Below are 17,626 nucleotides of genomic sequence, written 5' to 3'. Positions count from 1 at the left end.
ACGTGGTCGCGCGTGGCGCGACCAACCAGGTGGGGCCCGGCCCGGCCCCCGCCGCGCCACGGGGGAGCCGGGCCAGGGTCGGTGGGTCAGCCGGCGATGGTGCCGATCGACTCGTGGTGCTTCTCGAACCGGACGTACTCGTCCTCCATGATCGCCCGCGGGTTGAACAGCGGGTCGGCGAGGATGCCGTGCACGCGGCGGCGCTGCATACCCATGTTGCCGCCGTCGTAGATCGGCAGCACGGACGCCTCGCGCAGGATCTTGCCGAACCCGTTCTTGGTCTCCAGGCTGTTGACCCCGACGATCTGCATGCACTTGAACACGCAGTCGAACATCAGCTCGGTCACCTGGATCTTGTTCATCGCGCCGACGAGCTCCGCGTGCTGGTCGTGCTTGTCCAGGTAGTCCGCGGCGCGCCAGGAGAAGTAGCGGCCCATCTCGATCTTCGCCGCGACATCGCCGAGCACGTAGCCGACGTTCTGGAACTGCATGATCGGCGTGAGCGCGCCCGCGGTGTTGCCCTTCGCGAAGTCCAGCGCCATCTCGTAGGCCGCGCGGGCCATGCCGACGGCGGCGATCGCGGCGACCGGCCCGGACCAGGCGAAGTTGCGGTTGATGACGAGGTCGCCGTTGCCGACCGCGCCCGGCAGCAGGTTGGCGGCCGGGATGCGGGCATCGGTGAAGACGATCTCCGCGTTGGACGCGAGCCGGTGGCCGGTCTTGTCCAGGTGCGTGTAGGTGACGCCCGGGGTGTCGCGCTCCAGGACGAGGGCGGAGAGGCCCTCGGTGCCGCCCTTCTCGGAGTCGGTGCGCACGATCAGCGTGCCGGCGTTGACGCCGCGCTCGTCCCAGCCCGCCGAGGAGGGCCAGTACTTGCGGCCGTTGACGACGTAGTCGTCGCCGTCGCGCACCGCGGTGAGCCCGACGCCGGCGGGCCGGGGCAGCGGGATGTCGAAGTTCGCGGTGCCGGACGGGTTGCCGGGCGGCTCGCTCGCCGTCCAGCCGCCGAGATACTCGCCGGTCGGGTCCGACGTGGCGGCGCGCAGGTACTTCTCCTTCTGCTCCGGCGAGCCGTACCACGCGATCGGCATGAGGCCCAGGCCGTTGCAGAGCACGGTGCAGGCGAAGCCCGGATCGACCGTGCAGATCTCCTCGGCCGCGATCACCAGGTCCACGCACGAGATGCCGCCGCCCCCGTACTCGGCGGGCAGCATGCACATCGCGATCCCGGCCTTGTACGCCTCGACGTAGGCGGGCTTGGTCATCTGGAAGCCCGTGAGGGGATCGGGCTCGGCGTCGGCCGCCGTGACGACGGGCGTGAGGACGTTCTCGGCGAACGCGCGGACGTCGTACTGCAGCTTCTTCTGCTCGTCGGACATCGTGAAGTTGATGGACATGACAGCTCCGATCTGCGGTCCGGGTGGTGCGCGCCACACCGTTCCGGGACGCCGTTGCCGCCGCATATTCAGAGTGTTGCGTACCGATTTCACTGTGTTCCACAGGTCTCACAGTGGGCGAACGGCGACTGTGAGAGGGAGCACGGCCGGTCGCTGAGCTGCGGTTCTGTGCCGGGCACAGCTGAACTGACCGGTACGAGATCGGCGGCTTCAGCCGCCGTCGAGCACCTCCTGCAGGCGCGCCGCGAACTCCGCGGGCTTGCCCGGGTAGCCGAACTCGCCGCCCGCGAAGCCGCCGTGATGGCTCGGGAACACCGTCGCCTCCTGGCCGAGTAGCGCCGCCGTCCCGCGGGCGGTGCGCCCGGTGTAGGCGTCGCCGGTCTCCTCGCCCACGGCGAGGACGATCCGCGTCGGGGCGGCCCGCAGCGCCGCCACGTCCGGGCGGTAGGCCGTGACGGCGGCGCTGCGGTCGGACAGCAGCGGGTCGTCGCGGGAGCCGTCGTCCTCGGTGGGCATTCCGAAGGCGGCTGCGTCGGGGAGGGACTGGGCGAAGTAGTCGTCGGTGTACTCGCCCTGCCACGACGTCATCGCGATGAACCCCGCCATGCCCGCGCCCCAGCCCTTGGTCGCGTATGCCTCGCTGTAGCCGGCGCGGGCGCGCCGCACGGCGTCGATGTCGGGCAGCACGCAGTCGATCGGCGGCTCGTGCGCCACGAGCGTGCGCACGTCGCCGGGATGCGCCGCGACGAGGGCGAGCGCGGTGACCGCGCCGCCGCTGCTGGCGAACAGGTCCACCGGGCCCCCGCCCAGTGCCTCGATCAGGGCGTGCACGTCCTCGGCCTGCGTCACGGGGTCGTTGTCGGTGCGCCCGTCCGAGCGGGTGCTGCGCCCGAGCCCGCGAGGGTCGTAGGCGACGACCGTGCGGTCCGGCAGGTGCGAGGCCAGCGTGGCGAAGCCGTCGGCCGTCATGGGCTGGCCGATCGCGACCAGCGGCGGCCGGCCGTCGGCGGTGGGCAGCGGGCCGTGCACGTCGTAGACGATCTCGGCGCCGGGCACGGGGAGGGTGTGCGTCGTCATGCCCTGTGGACGCCTGGCGGCTCCCGAACTCATCGGTGCGCCTCACGCGTCCAGGGACGCCGGCAACCCGAACCAGGTGGGGTCGGCGTCGAGGAACGACACCACCTCGGTGACCCGGCCGTCCCGGGTGACGAGCACGTCCAGCCCGCACGGGCGGAAGGCGGGTCCCTCGCGCAGGTACGTGGCGAACGCGGGCCGCCCGTTCGCGGCCGTGGGGAGGAACCGCCAGCTCTGCCGGATCGGCCCGGTGCGCAGCCACGCACCGATCGCCGCGGGGCCGGCGTACCAGGCGGGCAGCGGCGGCATCGAGTAGCGGGCGTCCTCGGTGAGCAGGGCGACCACCGCGTCCGCGTCGCCGTCCTCCCACGCCCGCGCCCAGGCCGCGACCAGGTCGGCGGCCGCGGTGCCGGGCGGGTCGCGGCGCACGGCGTCGCGGGCGGGTGCGGCGTCGGCGAGTGCCCGGCGGGCCCGGGCCAGCGCGCTGTGCACGGCCGCGGGTGTCGAGTCGAGCTGGCGCGCGACCTCCGCCGCGGAGAACCCCAGCACGTCGCGCAGCAGCAGGACCGCCCGCTGTGCCGGCGGCAGGTGCTGCAGCGCCGCGACGTAGGCCAGCTCGACGCCCTCGCGCTCCTCGGCGGCCAGCTCGGCCGACGGGAACGGCTCCAGCCAGGCGATCTCGCCGAGCGGCGTGCCCGGCGTGAGATCGACGGGCAGGTCGCGGCGCCGGGTCGCCGCGGTGAGGCAGCGGTTCGTGGCGATCCGGTAGAGCCAGGCCCGGACGTGCTCGTGCCCCTCCAGGCGCGGAAGGGCGCGCCAGGCCCGCAGCAGGGTCTCCTGGACGGCGTCCTCCGCGTCCTGCAGCGAGCCGAGCATCCGGTAGCAGTGCGCGAGCAGCGCGGCGCGGTGCGGGCCCACCAGCTCCTCGAACGCCTCGTCGGGCTCGGGTCGGTCGGTCACGGGTGCCAGCGTGCCGCGCGACGAATCGGCGCGGCGCCCGGGGTTGTACCGGTATGGAGACCACCATCAAGGAACTGATCGAGCGCTGGGCCGCCGCGGTGGACGCGGGCGACCTCGACGGCGCCGTCGCCGACCGCACCGCCGACATCCTCATGTTCGACGTCCCGCCGCCCGAGCGCGGCGCCCGCGGCACCGAGGCCTACCGCGCCACGTGGCCGCCGTTCCTGGCCTGGCAGCGCGGCGCGTGCTTCGAGATCGACGAGCTGGACGTCACGGCGGGTGCGGACGTCGCCTACGCCACGGCGCTGCTGCGCTGCGGGACGCCCGATGAACTGGCCGCCGAGCCGGACCGGCGGCTGCGGCTCACGCTCGGCCTGCGCCGCGAGGACGGGCGGTGGCTCGTGGCGCACGAGCACCACTCGTTCACCCAGACCTCGTGACCCGAGTGTGACGGCAGGACGGTGATCAGCGCAGCTTCGCGACGGTGAGCAGCACCGCTGCGTCCTCGATCGCCTCCAGCTTGTGCGGCCGCTGCGGCACGACCAGCAGGTCGCCCTGGCGCCCGTCCCACGAGGTCTCCCCGGCGACCAGGCGGACACGCCCGCGCAGCACCTGCAGCGTCGCCTCGCCGGGGTTCTCGTGCTCGGCGAGCTCCCGGCCCGCGCACAGGGCGATGACCGCCTGGCGCAGGACGTGGTCGTGCCCTCCGACGGGGGTGTGCGCGGCCCGGCCCGACGACGCCCGCCGGGCCGTCTCGAGCTGCTCGCGGGCGAGCGCGTCCAGGGACAGCTTCTCCACGGTGTTCCCCTTCCTGCCGGCGCTGGTCGGTGCCGGTCGGTGCGCCGGTCAGCGGCGTCGGTCAGCGGCGTCGGTGCGCCGGGGGAGCGGCGCGCTCCCAGCCCCGCCGGGACGCCCGCGTGGCGAGGCCTGCGGTGCGCGACCGGTAGACGACGTAGGGCCGGAACAGGTAGCCGACCGGCGCGGTGAACGCGTGCACGAGCCGGGTGAACGGCCAGATCGCGAACAGCGCCATGCCGACCAGGGTGTGCAGCTGGAAGGCGAACCCGGCCGCGCTCATCGACGCCACGTCCGGTTGCAGGACGAACAGCGACCGGAACCACGGCGCGACCGTCAGCCGGTAGTTGTGCTCCTCGCCGCCCGCGGCGCCGAGCAGCGTGGTGGCGAGCCCCGCGACGATCGCCGCGACGAGCACCACGTACATCAGCTTGTCGTTGCGGGTGGTCGCCATGAACACCGGGCCGGTGGTGCGCCGCCGGTAGACCAGGATCCCGACGCCGACCAGCGTGCAGAACCCGGCGATCGCCCCCAGCACGAGTGCCTGCAGGTGGTAGGCCTCCTGGGACAGGCCGAGCGCGTCGGTCCAGGACTTCGGGATCACCAGCCCGATGACGTGTCCGATGATCACGACGAGCAGCCCGAAGTGGAACAGCGGGCTCCCGATGCGCAGGAGGCGGGACTCGTAGAGCTCCGACGAGCGGGTCGTCCAGCCGAACTTGTCGTAGCGGTAGCGCCAGATCGTGCCCCCGACCAGCACCGCGACCATGACGTAGGGCAGCACGGCCCACAGCAGGATGTCGAGCAAGCTCAGTGTCGATGGTCCGCTCGGGGGCGCGCTCATCGCGGGCCTCCGGACGGGGCGGCGGCGAACGGTGGCAGATCGAGTCCCACCTGCTCGCGGGGCGGGCCGCTGCGGGCGAGCGCCCGGGCCGCAGCCGCGTCCTCGGGCGACGGCCCCGGCAGCAGCGCGCACACCGCCTCCACCGGCGCCGCGTACGGGGACCCGGCCTCCAGCAGGGCCAGCCGCAGCAGCTCCACGCCGGCCCGGTGCTCCTGGAGCAGGGCGAGCCCGTCGGCGAGATCGGCGGTGGCGGCGTACTCCAGGACGGCGGGCAGGAAGTCGGGCAGCTCGCGGCCCGCCGGCTCCACCCCGGCGGCCCGGTAGCGCGCCTTGAGCGCGGCCAGGGCGCCGCCGCGGCGGCGGGTCTCCCCGTCGGTCCACCAGGTCAGGTAGAGGCAGCAGCGGCGGCTGCGGTCGAAGAGGCCCACGTAGTGCTCGGCGAGCGCCCCCATCCCGGCGGTGTCGCCGGCAGCGTCCCCGGTGGCGTCGAGGAAGGCCGTGAGCCGCTCCCGGGGGCGGCCGTCGGGCAGCTCCGCGACGGCCGCCCGCACGAGCGGCAGCGTCGCGCGGACGTGGTCGTCGGGGTACTGCAGGCACACCGAAGCGGCCTGCAGGACGATCCGCGTGTCGCCCGCCCTCATCGCCGCTCGTCCCCGCTGTCCGACGGTCGGCTCCCGGCCGCGCTGCGCTGCGGTGGGAACAGCCCCGGCGGGCGCCCCTTGCCGTCCCAGTTGAGCAGGTTGACCCGGGCTCCCGGCTCGCCCGGATCGGCGACCGCGTCGCTGGTCTGGCGGTTGCGCAGGGCGTGGAACGTCTCGACGGAGACCGGCAGCGGGCGCCCGGACGCCTCACCGAACGGGCCGCTGCCGCCCATCCCGGGCCCGCCCGGGACGTCGAGGCTGCAGCCGATCTCCTCCAGGTCGTGGGCCTCCCCCTCGTACGCCGTGGGGATGACGTAGCGCTCCTCGTACTTCGCCACCGCCAGCAGCCGGTACATCTCGACGATCGCCGCACCGGTCATCCCGGCCGCCTGCGCGACCGCCTCATCGCGCGGTCGGTCCAGCGTCACGTCGCGCATGTAGCTGCGCATCGCGGCGAGCTTGCGCAGCACCGCGGTGACGGGGACGGGATCACCCGCGGTGAACAGCTCCGCGAGGTACTCCACGGGGATGCGCAGCGCGTCGATCGCGCCGAACAGGTTGTCCACGTCCTCGCCGTCGTGCCCGGTCTCGGTGAGCCGTTCCACGACCGGCGAGAGCGGCGGGACGTACCAGACCATCGGCATCGTGCGGAACTCCGGGTGCAGGGGCAGCGCCACCCGGTAGTCCTTGATCAGCCGGTACACCGGCGAACGTTGCGCGGCGTCGATCCAGTCCTGCGCGATGCCCTCCCGGCGGGCCGCCACGACCACCTCGGGGTCGTTCGGGTCGAGCAGCAGGTCGAGCTGGGCCTCGTACAGGTCGCGCTCGTCGGCGACCGCGGCCGCCTGCGCGACGCGGTCGACGTCGTAGAGCACGAGCCCGATGTAGCGCAGCCGCCCCACGCAGGTCTCACTGCACACCGTCGGCAGCCCGACCTCCACCCGCGGGTAGCAGAACGTGCACTTCTCGGCCTTGCCGGTGCGGTGGTTGAAGTAGACCTTCTTGTACGGGCAGCCGGTCACGCACATCCGCCACCCGCGGCAGCGGTCCTGGTCGACCAGCACGATGCCGTCCTCGGTGCGCTTGTACATCGCCCCGGACGGGCAGGAGGCCACGCACGACGGGTTGAGGCAGTGCTCGCAGATGCGGGGCAGGAAGAACATGAACGCGCGCTCGTAGTCGAAGCGGACCTTCTCCTCGGCCTCGCGGCGGATGCGCTCGACGATGGGGTCCTGCGGCCCGTGCTCGGGCGCGCCGCCCAGGTCGTCGTCCCAGTTCGCGCTCCACTCGACGGCCATCGGCTCGCCCGAGATCAGCGACTTCGGCCGGGCGACGGGGAAGTCGTCGCCCAGCGGGGCGTCGGTGAGGTTCTCGTAGTCGTAGGTCCACGGCTCGTAGTAGTCGCGGATGTTCGGCAGCACCGGGTTCGCGAAGATCGTCGCGAGCTTGCGCCAGCGCCCGCCCGCCTTGAGCGTGAGCCGCCCCCGACGGTTGCGCACCCAGCCTCCCTTCCACTGCTCCTGGTCGGAGAAGCGGCGCGGGTAGCCCTGGCCGGGGCGGGTCTCGACGTTGTTGAACCAGACGTACTCGACGCCGCTGCGGTTGGTCCAGGCCTGCTTGCAGGTCACCGAGCAGGTGTGGCAGCCGATGCACTTGTCGAGGTTCATCACCATGGCCAGCTGTGCCATCACGCGCATCTCAGTAGGTCACCTCCTGGCCGCGCCTGCGGATCACCGTGACCTCGTCGCGCTGGTTGCCCGTCGGGCCGAGGTAGTTGAACGCGAACGACAGCTGGGCGTAACCGCCGATCAGGTGCGTGGGCTTGACCAGGATGCGGGTGAGCGAGTTGTGGATCCCGCCGCGCCGCCCGGTCGCCTCCGACTTCGGGACGTTCACCACCCGCTCCTGGGCGTGGTAGACGAACGCCGTCCCGGCCGGCATCCGGTGGGTGACGATCGCGCGCGCGACGAGCACGCCGTTGCGGTTGACCGCCTCGACCCAGTCGTTGTCGCGCACCCCGATCGCGGTGGCGTCGGCCGTGCTCATCCAGACCACCGGCCCGCCGCGCGAGAGCGAGAGCATCAGCAGGTTGTCCTGGTACTCGGAGTGGATCGACCACTTCGAGTGCGGCGTGAGGTAGCGCACCGTCACCGAGGCCCCGTCGGCGGCGGCGCCGGGGGACGGCTCGCCGAACAGCCGGTGCATGTCCAGCGGCGCGCGGTAGACCGGCAGGGTCTCACCCAGCTCGTGCATCCAGTCGTGGTCGAGCAGGAAGTGCATCCGGCCGGTGAGGGTGTGCCATGGCTTGCCCCGCTCCAGGTTGACGGTGAACGGCGCGTAGCGGCGCCCGCCCGTCTCGCTGCCCGACCACTCGGGGCTGGTGATCACCGGGACCGGCCTGGCCTGGGTGTCGGCGAAGCTGATGCGCCGCTCCTCGCTGCCCTCGGCGAGATCGGCCAGCCGCACCCCGGTGCGCCGCTCCAGCTCGCGGAAGCCCTCCACCGCGAGGCGGCCGTTGGTGGTTCCGGAGAACGCGAGGATGGCCTCGGCCATCTTGGCGTCGGTGTCGATCGCCGGGCGCCCGTCGCCCGCCCCGCCGAGCATCACGCCGTTGCGCCCGGCCAGGTCGGCGACCTCCTCGTCGGGATGGACGGTGACGGCCTTGGTGGTCAGGCCGAGCCGGTCCACCAGCGGCCCGATGCTCGCCATCCTGTCCGCGACCGCCGGATAGTCGCGCTCCACCACCGCGAACGACGGCATCGTGCGCCCCGGGACCGCCTCGACCTGTCCGGCCCGCCAGTCCAGCACCCGCCCGCCCGGCTGCATGGTCTCGCCGGGCGTGTCGTGCTGCAGCGGGACGGCGACGACGTCGCGGCGCACGCCGAGGTGGACGCGCGCGAGCTCGGAGAAACGGCGGGCGATCGCGTGGAAGGCGTCGAAGTCGGTGCGCGTCTCGAACGGCGGGTCGATGGCCGGGGTGAAGGCGTGCACGAACGGGTGCATGTCGGTGCTGCTCAGGTCGTGCTTCTCGTACCAGGTGGCGGCCGGGAGCACGACGTCGGAGAGCAGCGTCGAGCTGGTCATCCGGAAGTCCAGCGACACGAGCAGGTCCAGCTTGCCCTCGGGCGGGTCGCCGTCGCGCCAGACGACGTCGCGCGGGCGCCGGTCCGGCGGGGTCTCGTCGGCCAGCAGGTTGTGGTGCGTGCCGAGCAGGTGGCGCAGGAAGTACTCGTCGCCCTTCGCCGACGAGCCGAGCAGGTTCGCCCGCCACAGCGTGAGGCAGCGCGGCCAGTTCTCCGGTGCGTCCGGATCGTCGATCGCGAACTTCAACCGCCCTGCCGCCAGCTCGCCCGCCACGTACGAGCCCGCGGCTGGGCCGTCTGCGCCCTCGGGGATCTCGTCGGCGAGGTCGAGCGGGTTGCGGTCGAACTGCGGGTAGGACGGCATCCAGCCCAGCCGCGCGGACAGCGCGATCGTGTCGATCGTGTGCATGCCGGAGAGCAGGCCGGTGCCCAGCGGCGAGGCGAGCGCGTCCGCGCGGTAGCCGTCGTAGCGCCACTGGTCGGTGTGGGTGTACCAGTACGCCGTGCCGATCATCTGGCGCGGCGGGCGTGACCAGTCGGTGGCCATCGCCATGGTCGCCCAACCGGTGACGGGGCGGCACTTCTCCTGGCCGACGTAGTGCGCCCAGCCGCCACCGTTTCGGCCCATCGAGCCGGTGAGCATCAGCAGCGCGAGCACGGCGCGGTAGGTGGCGTCGCCGTGGAACCACTGGCAGATCCCCGCCCCCATGATGATCATGCTGCGGCCCTGCGACTCCTCGGCGTTGCGGGCCAGCTCCCTGGCGATGCGGATCATCTGCGCCGCCGGCACCGAGGTGATCGGCTCCTGCCAGGCGGGGGTGCAGGGCTGCGCGGGGTCGTCGTAGCCGGTGGGCCACTCGCCCGGCAGCCCCGGCCGGGGCACCCCGTACTGGGCGAGCATCAGGTCGAACACCGTGGTGACGAGGCGCTCGCCGATGCGGCGCACCGGCACCCCGCGGCGCAGCACCGCGCCGCCGCCGTCCGGCGCGTCGAACCGGGGCAGCAGCACCTCGGCCGTCTCGCCGTGTTCCGGGTCGAGCAGGGTGAGCTGCGGGGCCACGTCGCCGAGGTCGAGGTTCCACCGGCCCGCGCCCGACGGCGTGTAGCGGAACCCGAGCGACCCGCCCGGCACCACCGGCTCGCCGGTGCGCCCGTCGATCAGCACCGTCTTCCAGGCCGCGCCCTCGCCCGCCGCGTGCTCGTCACCGAGATCGGCCGCGGTGAGGAACTTGCCCGGGACGTGCGCACCGTCCCGCTCGGTCAGCGTCACGAGGAACGGCAGGTCGGTGAAGCGCTGCACGTAGTCGACGAAGAACGGCACCCGCCGCTGCACGAAGAACTCCGTGAGGATCACGTGGCCCATCGCCATGGCGAGGGCCCCGTCGGTGCCGGGTTGCGCGGGCAGCCACGTGTCGGCGAACTTCGTGTTGTCGGCGTAGTCCGGGGAGACGACGACGACCTTCTGGCCCTTGTAGCGCGCCTCGGCCATCCAGTGCGCGTCCGGGGTGCGGGTGACCGGCACGTTCGAGCCCCACATGACCAGGTACGTGGCGTTCCACCAGTCGCCGGACTCGGGCACGTCGGTCTGGTCGCCGAAGACCTGCGGGGAGGCGACGGGCAGGTCGGCGTACCAGTCGTAGAACGACGTCATGCATCCGCCGACCAGCTCGATGAACCGCGAGCCCACGGCGTGGCTGACCATCGACATCGCCGGGATCGGGGAGAACCCGGCGATCCGGTCCGGCCCGTAGGTCTTCGCGGTGTGCACGTGCGCGGCCGCGACGATCTCCACCGCCTCGTCCCAGCCGACGCGGACGTGCCCGCCCTTGCCGCGGGCGCGCTGGTAGCGACGGCGGCGCTCCGGGTCGCCGGTGATCTCCGCCCAGGCGAGCACCGGGTCGCCGAGGCGGGCCTTCGCCTCCCGGTACATGTCCAGCAGCACGCCGCGGGCGTACGGGTAGCGCACCCGGGTGGGGGAGTAGGTGTACCAGGAGAAGGCGGCGCCGCGCGGGCAGCCGCGCGGCTCGTACTCCGGGGAGTCCGCGCCCACCGACGGGTAGTCGGTCTGCTGGCTCTCCCAGGTGATGATCCCGTCCTTGACGTAGACCTTCCACGAGCACGAGCCCGTGCAGTTGACCCCGTGCGTCGAGCGGACGACCTTGTCGTGGCTCCACCGGTCCCGGTAGAACACGTCGCCCTCGCGGCCGCCCCGCAGGTGCACCGATCTGAGGTCCGGCGAGGTGCTGCGCCGGGTGAAGAACCGGCCGGTCCGAAGCAGCGCGTCGGCGACCGGTCCGTCGGTGCCGGCCTGCGGGGATGTGCCGAGGTCGGTCATCCGTCCCCTTCCCAGAGGTGACGGGCGTCATGATGCCGCCGCCCGCCGGTGGGGATGTACGGCCGAAGGTCCCGGGCCCGCGCGGCGTATCGCCCCTATCCGCACCCGCCAGCCGCCGGTCACCCTCGACGCGATCCGAGGAGGGACGCCGATGGGGACGCGCTCGGAAGGTGGGGTCGCGGCTGTCACGCGGCAGGGCTCGCCGGGAGCGATGCTGGCGCTGGCCACCGTCGGGTTCACCGTGACGTTCTGGGCGTGGGCACTCCTGTCCCCGCTGGGGGCGAGCCTGCGCGAGCAGCTCGCCCTGACCTCGTTCGAGCAGTCGCTGCTGGTGGCCGTGCCGGTCATCGTCGGGTCGCTCGGCCGGATCCCGGTCGGCGCGCTGACCGACCGGCTCGGTGCCCGGCGGATGTTCCCCGCGGTCGCCCTGCTCACCGTGCTGCCGGTGCTCTACCTCGGCCACGTCGCCGACTCGCTGGCCGACTACCTGGTGGGCGGCTTCTTCCTCGGCCTCGGGGGCACGACCTTCGCGATCGGGGTCCCGTTCGTCAACGCCTGGTACCCGCCGCAGCGGCGCGGCCTCGCGCTCGGGATCTTCGGCGCCGGCATGGGCGGCACCGCGATCTCGTCGTTCTCCACCGTCCAGCTCAGCCAGGCGTTCGGGCCGTCGTTCCCGTTCGACCTCGTTGCGGTCGTGCTCGTGATCTACGCGGTGCTCGCGTACCTGATGCTGCGCGACCGTCCGGACCGGCCGGTCCCCTCCGGGACGATGCTCGGCAGGCTCGCCGCGACCCTGCGGCTGCGCGAGACCTGGGAGCTCTCGCTGCTCTACGCGGTCGCCTTCGGCGGGTTCGTCGCGTTCAGCGTCTACCTGCCCACCTACCTGGTCACCGCCTACGGCCTCGACCGATCCGACGCGGCGCTGCGGACGGCAGGGTTCGTCCTGCTCGCGGTGGCGATGCGCCCGGTCGGCGGGTGGCTCTCCGACCGGGTGGGGCCGGTGCGGGTCCTCGTGGTCGCCTACGGCGCGCTGACCGTGCTCGCCGTGGTGGCGGCGTTCGAACCACCCCTGATCCCGGTGGACACCATCGCGTTCCTCGGCATGGCCGCTGCGCTCGGCGCGGGGACCGGTGCGGTGTTCGCGTTCGTCGCCCTGCTCGTCCCGCCGCAGCGGGTCGGTGCTGTCACCGGGGTGGTCGGCGCCGCGGGCGGCCTCGGGGGGTTCTTCCCGCCGCTGGTGATGGGCGCGGTCTACGGCACGGTCGGCGACTACACCCCCGGCTACCTGCTGCTCGCGCTCACCGCCGCGGCGGCGGGGATCTACACGAGCACCGTCATGCGGCAGCGGGCACAGCGCACGAGCGGGTAGCCGCGGGCCGGGTGATCACGTCCGCTCGTGGCGGCTCTCCACGACCCACGTCGCGATCTGGGTGCGCCTGGTGAAGCCGAGCTTGATCAGGATCCGTTCGACGTGCCCCTGGGCCGTGCGCTGCGAGATCACGAGGCGGGCCGCGATGGCTTTGTTGGTGAGGCCCTCGGCGACAAGGGCCGCGACCTCGCCCTCCCGCTCGGTGAGCTCGGTCGAGGCGGGCCCCGAGCCGCGGGTGCGTGGCACCGGCTTCGTGCCGAGGGCGTAGTCCACCGACCCGCCGACGTCCATCCCACGCCCGGCGGTCAGCGCCGCGGCGAAGGCGCGCTCGCCCAGTTCCCGGCGCGCGCGCTGCTCGCACTGCCGGTGCAACACGAGCATGTCGGGGAACACCACGGCGGAGCTGCCCATCCCCTTGCCGAGTCCCTCGGCGGCCCCCAGCAGGACGGCGGCGCGGCGCGGATCGCCTTCCGCACCGGCGATCCACCCGAGCGCCTCCAGGCACACCGCGGCGACGAACGGGTCCTGCCGGCGCGACACGAGCCGCAGGGCCTCGTGGATGAGCTGCGTCGCCCGCGCGCCGTCTCCGAGCCGCCACACCGCGACCGCCGCGCCCCACAGCCCGTGGGAGCGGTACAGCAGCTCGTCGCGGGCCCGGGTGATCTCCAGTGCCTGCTCGTGGCAGGTCAGGGCCTGCGCGCTCGCGCCGCGCAGCTCGTAGGCCCAGCCGAGGGTGATCAACGCGCCCACCTGGTCGAACCGGTCCTCGTGCTCGGCGAGCACGCCGTGCGCGCTCTCCAGCCGGGTGCACGCGCGGGGGAGGTCGCCACTGAAGAGGGCGTGCAGACCGTCGGCGTAGGCGGCGAATGCCTGCGTCCGCGCGTCCGTGGTCTGCGCGGCGAGAGCGAGCGCGGCCTCCGCGTGCGCGGCCCGGGCCCGCTGGTCGCCCTGCAGACCGGCGAGCGCGCACGTCCGGTACAGCGCCCGCGCGCGCAGTGCCGTGGAGGTGCCGGGCTCCGCGTCGAGGGCCCGATCGAGCCAGCGCCTGCCCTCGCCGAGACGGCCGCGCGAGAGCCAGAACGGGTAGAGCGCGGCGGCCAGGCGCACCACGGCATCGGAACCCGGCTCGTGGCGGGCCATGCCGTACTCGAGCGCCTCGCGCAGGTTCGGCTGGTCCCGCTCCAGTCGCTCGATCCAGTCCAGCTGGCACGGCCCGATCCACTCGGCCTCGGCCTGCAGCGTGAGCTGCTCGTACCAGTCCCGGTGCCGCTGTCGCTGCGCGTCGGCGGTGCCTGCCTCCCGGGCGCGCTCACGGCCGTAGACGCGCAGGGTCTCCAGCAGGCGGAACCGCACCACGGTCCCGACCTGCTCGCGGACCAGGATCGACTTGTCGACCAGCGAGGCGAGCGTGTCGATCAGCTCGTGCGCCGGGACGTCCCCGCCGCAGACGTGTTCGGCCGCGTCCAGGTCGAAGGACCCGGGGAACGTCGAGAGCCGAGCCCATGCACGCTGCTCCACCGGGGTGCACAGCGTGTGGCTCCAGTCCACGCACAGGCGCAGCGTCCGCTGACGGGTCGGCGCGTCGCGCTCACCGCGGGTGAGCAGGCGGAACCGGTCCGACAGCCGCTGCAGGAGCTGCTCGGGTGACATCACCCGCAGCGTCGCCGCGGCGAGCTCCAGCGCCAGCGGGAGGCCGTCGAGCCGGGCGCAGATCCGGGCGACGGTCGAGGCGTTCGTCTCGGTGAGCTCGAACCGCGGCACGACCCCCGCGGCCCGGTCCACGAAGAGCGTCATCGCGTCGCAGCGGCGCAGCTCCCGTAGCCGGGATTCCGGGTCGGGCGGCTCCAGCGGGGCCACCCGCAGCACCGCCTCGCCGCCGACGCCGAGGGCCTCGCGGCTGGTGGCGAGGATGCGCAGGCCGGGGCAATGGCGCAGCAGGTAGCGGGACAGGGCGGCGACCGCGTCGATCACCTGCTCGCAGTTGTCGAGGACCACGAGCGCCTGCTGTTCGGCGATGTGGTCGGCGAGGCCCGCCAACGGCGAGCGGGCGCGGTGGCGCAGCCCCAGCGCCGCGGCCACCACCTCGACGATCAGCGATCCGTCGCGCAGCTCGCCGAGCTCGACCATCCACACCGGGCCGCCCCGGTTCCGGGCGTCACCGGCGATGCGCAGGGCGAGCCTGGTCTTGCCGACGCCGCCGATCCCGGTGAGGGTGACGAGCCGCCGCGACGACAGCATCCCCTTGGCCTCCAGGAGCTCGGCACGCCTGCCGACGAAGCTCGTGAGCTCCAGGGGGAGCCGGGGAGTGCCACTGCGCGCGTCGACGGTGTCCGCGGGATCGGCATCGACCATCGTGTGTCCTCGTTGTCCCGGCCACCCGCGCCGCCGCGACGGCCGCGCGCCCACCAATCCGGCGAACATACCCGGCCGTCCCGGCCGAACCGGTCGTCCGAACGGATCCGCGGGACTGGGCCATCGGATGTCCCGTGACACGCCGAAGGCCCCGGCGGCGGGCCGGTCGTCGTGACCGGCTCCGCCGTCGGGGCCCGGAGGGGGCGTGCCGGTCAGCCCGGCGGTCTGCCTTCGCACGTCTGCGCGAGCCGGTCCAGGGACTCGGCGTAGATCTCGCCGAGCTGCTCCTGCAGGGCGGCCTCGTCGTCCTCGGTGCGGCCCCGGAACTCCGCGTGCCAGGTCACCGTCGACCCGCCGTCGCCGGTCGACACCGCGAGCGTCGAGCGGTAGAACGCCAGCGGTAGCACGCCGTCGAGGTACTCGTAGGTGTAGCGGCGCTGATCGTCGTCGATCTCCACGATCCGCTCGGTGGCCCCGCCGCCGTCGTGGAAGTCGACCCGGCGGATGTCGCCGTCCAGCCGCGCGGAGGCGACCACGGGGATCCACGCGGCGATGTCGTCGACGCGCCGCAGCACATCCCACACGAAGTCCGGCGGTGAGCCGATCTCCCGCGTCGCGAACACGATCCCGCTCACCGGTCCATCACCAGGTCGCGTTCGAGCTGCTCCAGCGACTTGCCCTTGGTCTCCGGCACGAGGGCCACGACGAACACGAACGCGATCACGGTGATCGCAGCGAGGATCCCGAACGTCACCGCGGCGCCGAACGCCTCGACCATGGGCAGGAAGGTGAGTGTGACCGTGAAGTTGCCCGCCCACAGGACCATCGTGCACATGCCGTTCGCGGCGCCGCGGGCGGCCAGCGGGAAGATCTCCGGCGGCACCACCCACGCGACCACGCCGAGGCTGACCGCGAAGAACATGATGTAGGTCGCGGTCATCAGCACGATCGTCAGCGCCGGCGCACCCGAGAGGTCGGGCAGCAGGTACATCGCGCCGATCACGGCGAGGCTGATCGCCATCCCCGGCAGGCCGACCAGGAGCAGCGGCCTGCGGCCGACCCGGTCCACCAGGAACACGCCGAGGATCGTCGCGAGCAGGAGCAGGATGCCGATGCCGAACGTCCCGACCAGCGCCGCTCCGGTCTCGAACCCGGCCGCGGTGAAGGTCGTCGGCGCGAAGTAGACCACCGTCGTCACGCCGGTGAACTGGCCGAAGAGCGCCAGTCCGACGCCGATCACGAGGGCGGGCCGCAGCGCGGGCTGGAACAGGCCGCGCAGCCCGAGGCTGCGCAGGGAGACCGTCGCCCGGATCGACTCCAGCTCCGCGTCCGCCTCGGCGGTGGGCCGCAGCTGCCGCAGCACGCGCCGGGCGTCGTCGACCCTGCCCCTCCCGACCAGCCAGCGCGGGCTCTCCGGCATGCCGAACAGGCCGATGCCGAGGATCAGGGCGGGCACGGCGCCCAGCGCGATCATCAGCCGCCAGTTGCCCGAGCCGGAGAGCAGGTAGTGACCACATAGGCCAGCACGATCCCGGCGGTGATCGCGACCTGGAACAGCACGCCGAGCGCCCCGCGGCGGCGGGCCGGGGCGATCTCGGAGAGGTAGACCGGAACCGTCATGCACATGACGCCGACCGCGAGGCCCAGCACGACGCGGCTGGCCGTCAGCGTGGTCGCGCTGCCCGCGACCGCCCCCAGCAGGGACGACGCGATGAAGACCACCGAGCCGACGCCCATCATCGGGCGCCTGCCCCACCGGTCGGTCAGGTAGCCCGACGACGCGGCGCCGACCATGGCGCCGGCGAAGAGCGAGCTCACGACGACGCCCTGGGCGAGCGCCGTCAGGTCGAACTCCGGCTGGATGAACAGCAGCGCGCCGGAGATGATGCCGGTGTCGTAGCCGAAGACGAGACCGCCGAACGTGACCAGGGCGGTGATGACACCGACCCTGGCCCCACCTCCGCCTGCCGAGGTGGGTGGCGGTTCGCCGGTTCCTTCCGTGCGCGTATCGGTCGTCACGGAGTCCTCCTGGGTTGATCCTCGTGGCACTGCGGAAGGCAGTGGGAAAGGCACTGCGGGAATGCACTGCGGCGAGCGGGGCGGCACTGTCGGTGCTCGCCCCGCTCGTCCGGGTCACGCCACTCCCGGGCCGGGCGTGGCCGGAGGGGATCTAGGACGTGTGCTGCACGGCGGCGAGCGGCCGCTCGACCATCAGCGCGTCGAAGTGCTTGAGGTGGTCGGCGGCACCGTTGTTCTTCACCAGCGTGTAGAGCATGTGCGCGTCCATGAAGCTCTCGAAGTTGCCGTCGTCGTCGAAGTAGACGATCGAGCCGCGGACGACGACGAACATGGTCACCTCGGACTCGATCTGCGGCTCGTGGATGACCCCCGCCGGCTCGTACATGTAGTAGCCGGGGCCCATCCCGCCCTCGGTGTAGGACCAGTCACCGCTGATGTTGTAGACCTCGACGCCGCCGGCGTGATGGTGCATCTGGATCTTCTGCCCGGGCGGGAACTTGAGGATGCCCGTCCAACCGCCGCTGGTCGGGTCGATGCTGAGCAGGACGAAGCGGGCGTTGCCCTCCGGGAAGTCGGTCCACTTCAGGGCCTCGGTGTCGACCCGGACGGCGCCGGGCAGCGGCCCGGCGGGCACGCCTGCTGCGCGGAAGCGGGTGATGTCGTTCGGTGTGTTCGGCGTCTCGTTCGGCATGGTCGTCGTCCCAACCGTCTCGTCGTTGAAGGTGCGGGCACCGCGGCGAACCCGCGATCGAGACTC

The 17,626-nt window shown here is 73.0% G+C and carries 15 protein-coding genes; 2 read left to right on the top strand and 13 right to left on the bottom strand.

What is annotated here, in order from left to right; translation table 11 throughout:
- Positions 1 to 86: 86 nt before the first annotated feature.
- The 3 genes from AB7J25_RS15260 to AB7J25_RS15250 all read right to left on the bottom strand — a co-directional run bounded on the left by AB7J25_RS15260 (position 87) and on the right by AB7J25_RS15250 (position 3,431).
- Positions 87 to 1,397, bottom strand: a complete 1,311-nt coding sequence (locus AB7J25_RS15260) for an acyl-CoA dehydrogenase family protein (protein WP_428509444.1) — start codon at positions 1,395 to 1,397, stop codon at positions 87 to 89.
- 210 nt (positions 1,398 to 1,607) lie between these two features.
- Positions 1,608 to 2,474, bottom strand: a complete 867-nt coding sequence (locus tag AB7J25_RS15255) for an alpha/beta fold hydrolase (protein WP_428509442.1) — start codon at positions 2,472 to 2,474, stop codon at positions 1,608 to 1,610.
- 42 nt (positions 2,475 to 2,516) lie between these two features.
- The gene (locus tag AB7J25_RS15250) at positions 2,517 to 3,431 is read right to left on the bottom strand and encodes an RNA polymerase subunit sigma-70 (RefSeq protein WP_428509440.1); all 915 of its coding nucleotides are present in this window, start codon (positions 3,429 to 3,431) and stop codon (positions 2,517 to 2,519) included.
- A 53-nt stretch (positions 3,432 to 3,484) separates the two neighbouring features.
- Here AB7J25_RS15250 and AB7J25_RS15245 point away from each other — a divergent pair, with 53 nt between their 5' ends.
- Positions 3,485 to 3,871 (top strand): YybH family protein, encoded by a 387-nt coding sequence (locus tag AB7J25_RS15245; RefSeq protein ID WP_428509438.1) that lies wholly within the window; start codon positions 3,485 to 3,487, stop codon positions 3,869 to 3,871.
- Between the two features lie 25 nt (positions 3,872 to 3,896).
- On the opposite strand, the gene AB7J25_RS15240 is transcribed toward AB7J25_RS15245, so the two are convergent.
- The 5 genes from AB7J25_RS15240 to AB7J25_RS15220 all read right to left on the bottom strand — a co-directional run bounded on the left by AB7J25_RS15240 (position 3,897) and on the right by AB7J25_RS15220 (position 11,129).
- A complete protein-coding gene (locus tag AB7J25_RS15240; protein WP_428509436.1) occupies positions 3,897 to 4,229 on the bottom strand; it encodes a cupin domain-containing protein in 333 nt (110 codons plus the stop codon).
- A 61-nt stretch (positions 4,230 to 4,290) separates the two neighbouring features.
- On the bottom strand, positions 4,291 to 5,070 hold the full coding sequence (narI, locus tag AB7J25_RS15235; protein ID WP_428509434.1) for a respiratory nitrate reductase subunit gamma: 780 nt from the start codon (positions 5,068 to 5,070) through the stop codon (positions 4,291 to 4,293).
- On the bottom strand, positions 5,067 to 5,711 hold the full coding sequence (narJ, locus tag AB7J25_RS15230; RefSeq protein ID WP_428509432.1) for a nitrate reductase molybdenum cofactor assembly chaperone: 645 nt from the start codon (positions 5,709 to 5,711) through the stop codon (positions 5,067 to 5,069). The genes narI and narJ overlap by 4 nt, the downstream gene beginning before the upstream one ends.
- Positions 5,708 to 7,408, bottom strand: a complete 1,701-nt coding sequence (gene narH / locus AB7J25_RS15225) for a nitrate reductase subunit beta (RefSeq protein ID WP_428509430.1) — start codon at positions 7,406 to 7,408, stop codon at positions 5,708 to 5,710. The genes narJ and narH overlap by 4 nt, the downstream gene beginning before the upstream one ends.
- 1 nt (position 7,409) lies before the next feature.
- Positions 7,410 to 11,129 carry a nitrate reductase subunit alpha gene (locus AB7J25_RS15220; RefSeq protein ID WP_428509428.1) on the bottom strand — a complete coding sequence of 1,240 codons (3,720 nt, stop codon included), beginning with the start codon at positions 11,127 to 11,129 and terminating at the stop codon, positions 7,410 to 7,412.
- Between the two features lie 151 nt (positions 11,130 to 11,280).
- Here AB7J25_RS15220 and AB7J25_RS15215 point away from each other — a divergent pair, with 151 nt between their 5' ends.
- Positions 11,281 to 12,498, top strand: a complete 1,218-nt coding sequence (locus tag AB7J25_RS15215) for an MFS transporter (RefSeq protein WP_428509426.1) — start codon at positions 11,281 to 11,283, stop codon at positions 12,496 to 12,498.
- 15 nt (positions 12,499 to 12,513) lie between these two features.
- Here AB7J25_RS15215 and AB7J25_RS15210 read toward each other — a convergent pair whose 3' ends face one another.
- The 5 genes from AB7J25_RS15210 to AB7J25_RS15190 form a co-directional block, all read right to left on the bottom strand.
- Positions 12,514 to 14,850, bottom strand: coding sequence for an ATP-binding protein (locus AB7J25_RS15210; protein WP_428509424.1), 2,337 nt, complete (start codon positions 14,848 to 14,850; stop codon positions 12,514 to 12,516).
- Between the two features lie 212 nt (positions 14,851 to 15,062).
- Complete coding sequence (locus AB7J25_RS15205) at positions 15,063 to 15,485, bottom strand: SRPBCC family protein (protein ID WP_428509422.1); 423 nt, start codon at positions 15,483 to 15,485, stop codon at positions 15,063 to 15,065.
- Entirely contained in the window at positions 15,482 to 16,324 is an 843-nt protein-coding gene (locus AB7J25_RS15200) for an MFS transporter (protein ID WP_428509420.1), read from the bottom strand. The genes AB7J25_RS15205 and AB7J25_RS15200 overlap by 4 nt, the downstream gene beginning before the upstream one ends.
- Positions 16,324 to 16,869 carry an MFS transporter gene (locus AB7J25_RS15195; RefSeq protein WP_428509418.1) on the bottom strand — a complete coding sequence of 182 codons (546 nt, stop codon included), beginning with the start codon at positions 16,867 to 16,869 and terminating at the stop codon, positions 16,324 to 16,326. The genes AB7J25_RS15200 and AB7J25_RS15195 overlap by 1 nt, the downstream gene beginning before the upstream one ends.
- Positions 16,870 to 17,020: 151 nt before the next feature.
- A complete protein-coding gene (locus AB7J25_RS15190) occupies positions 17,021 to 17,560 on the bottom strand; it encodes a 2,4'-dihydroxyacetophenone dioxygenase family protein (protein ID WP_428509416.1) in 540 nt (179 codons plus the stop codon).
- Between the last annotated feature and the right edge of the window lie 66 nt (positions 17,561 to 17,626).

This window comes from Pseudonocardia sp., assembly GCF_050246655.1.
Taxonomy (GTDB): Bacteria; Actinomycetota; Actinomycetes; order Mycobacteriales; family Pseudonocardiaceae; genus Pseudonocardia.
This window is presented reverse-complemented; position numbering and strand designations above follow the sequence as displayed.

Excerpts from the sequence above, each read along its gene's own strand:
- AB7J25_RS15190 (WP_428509416.1), bottom strand. The coding sequence starts at position 17,560 with ATGCCGAACGAGACGCCGAACACACCGAACGACATCACCCGCTTCCGC.
- AB7J25_RS15255 (WP_428509442.1), bottom strand. The coding sequence starts at position 2,474 with ATGACGACGCACACCCTCCCCGTGCCCGGCGCCGAGATCGTCTACGAC.
- AB7J25_RS15260 (WP_428509444.1), bottom strand. The coding sequence starts at position 1,397 with ATGTCCATCAACTTCACGATGTCCGACGAGCAGAAGAAGCTGCAGTAC.
- AB7J25_RS15210 (WP_428509424.1), bottom strand. The coding sequence starts at position 14,850 with ATGGTCGATGCCGATCCCGCGGACACCGTCGACGCGCGCAGTGGCACT.
- AB7J25_RS15200 (WP_428509420.1), bottom strand. The coding sequence starts at position 16,324 with ATGATCGCGCTGGGCGCCGTGCCCGCCCTGATCCTCGGCATCGGCCTG.
- narH (WP_428509430.1), bottom strand. The coding sequence starts at position 7,408 with ATGCGCGTGATGGCACAGCTGGCCATGGTGATGAACCTCGACAAGTGC.
- AB7J25_RS15215 (WP_428509426.1), top strand. The coding sequence starts at position 11,281 with ATGGGGACGCGCTCGGAAGGTGGGGTCGCGGCTGTCACGCGGCAGGGC.
- narI (WP_428509434.1), bottom strand. The coding sequence starts at position 5,070 with ATGAGCGCGCCCCCGAGCGGACCATCGACACTGAGCTTGCTCGACATC.
- narJ (WP_428509432.1), bottom strand. The coding sequence starts at position 5,711 with ATGAGGGCGGGCGACACGCGGATCGTCCTGCAGGCCGCTTCGGTGTGC.
- AB7J25_RS15220 (WP_428509428.1), bottom strand. The coding sequence starts at position 11,129 with ATGACCGACCTCGGCACATCCCCGCAGGCCGGCACCGACGGACCGGTC.
- AB7J25_RS15245 (WP_428509438.1), top strand. The coding sequence starts at position 3,485 with ATGGAGACCACCATCAAGGAACTGATCGAGCGCTGGGCCGCCGCGGTG.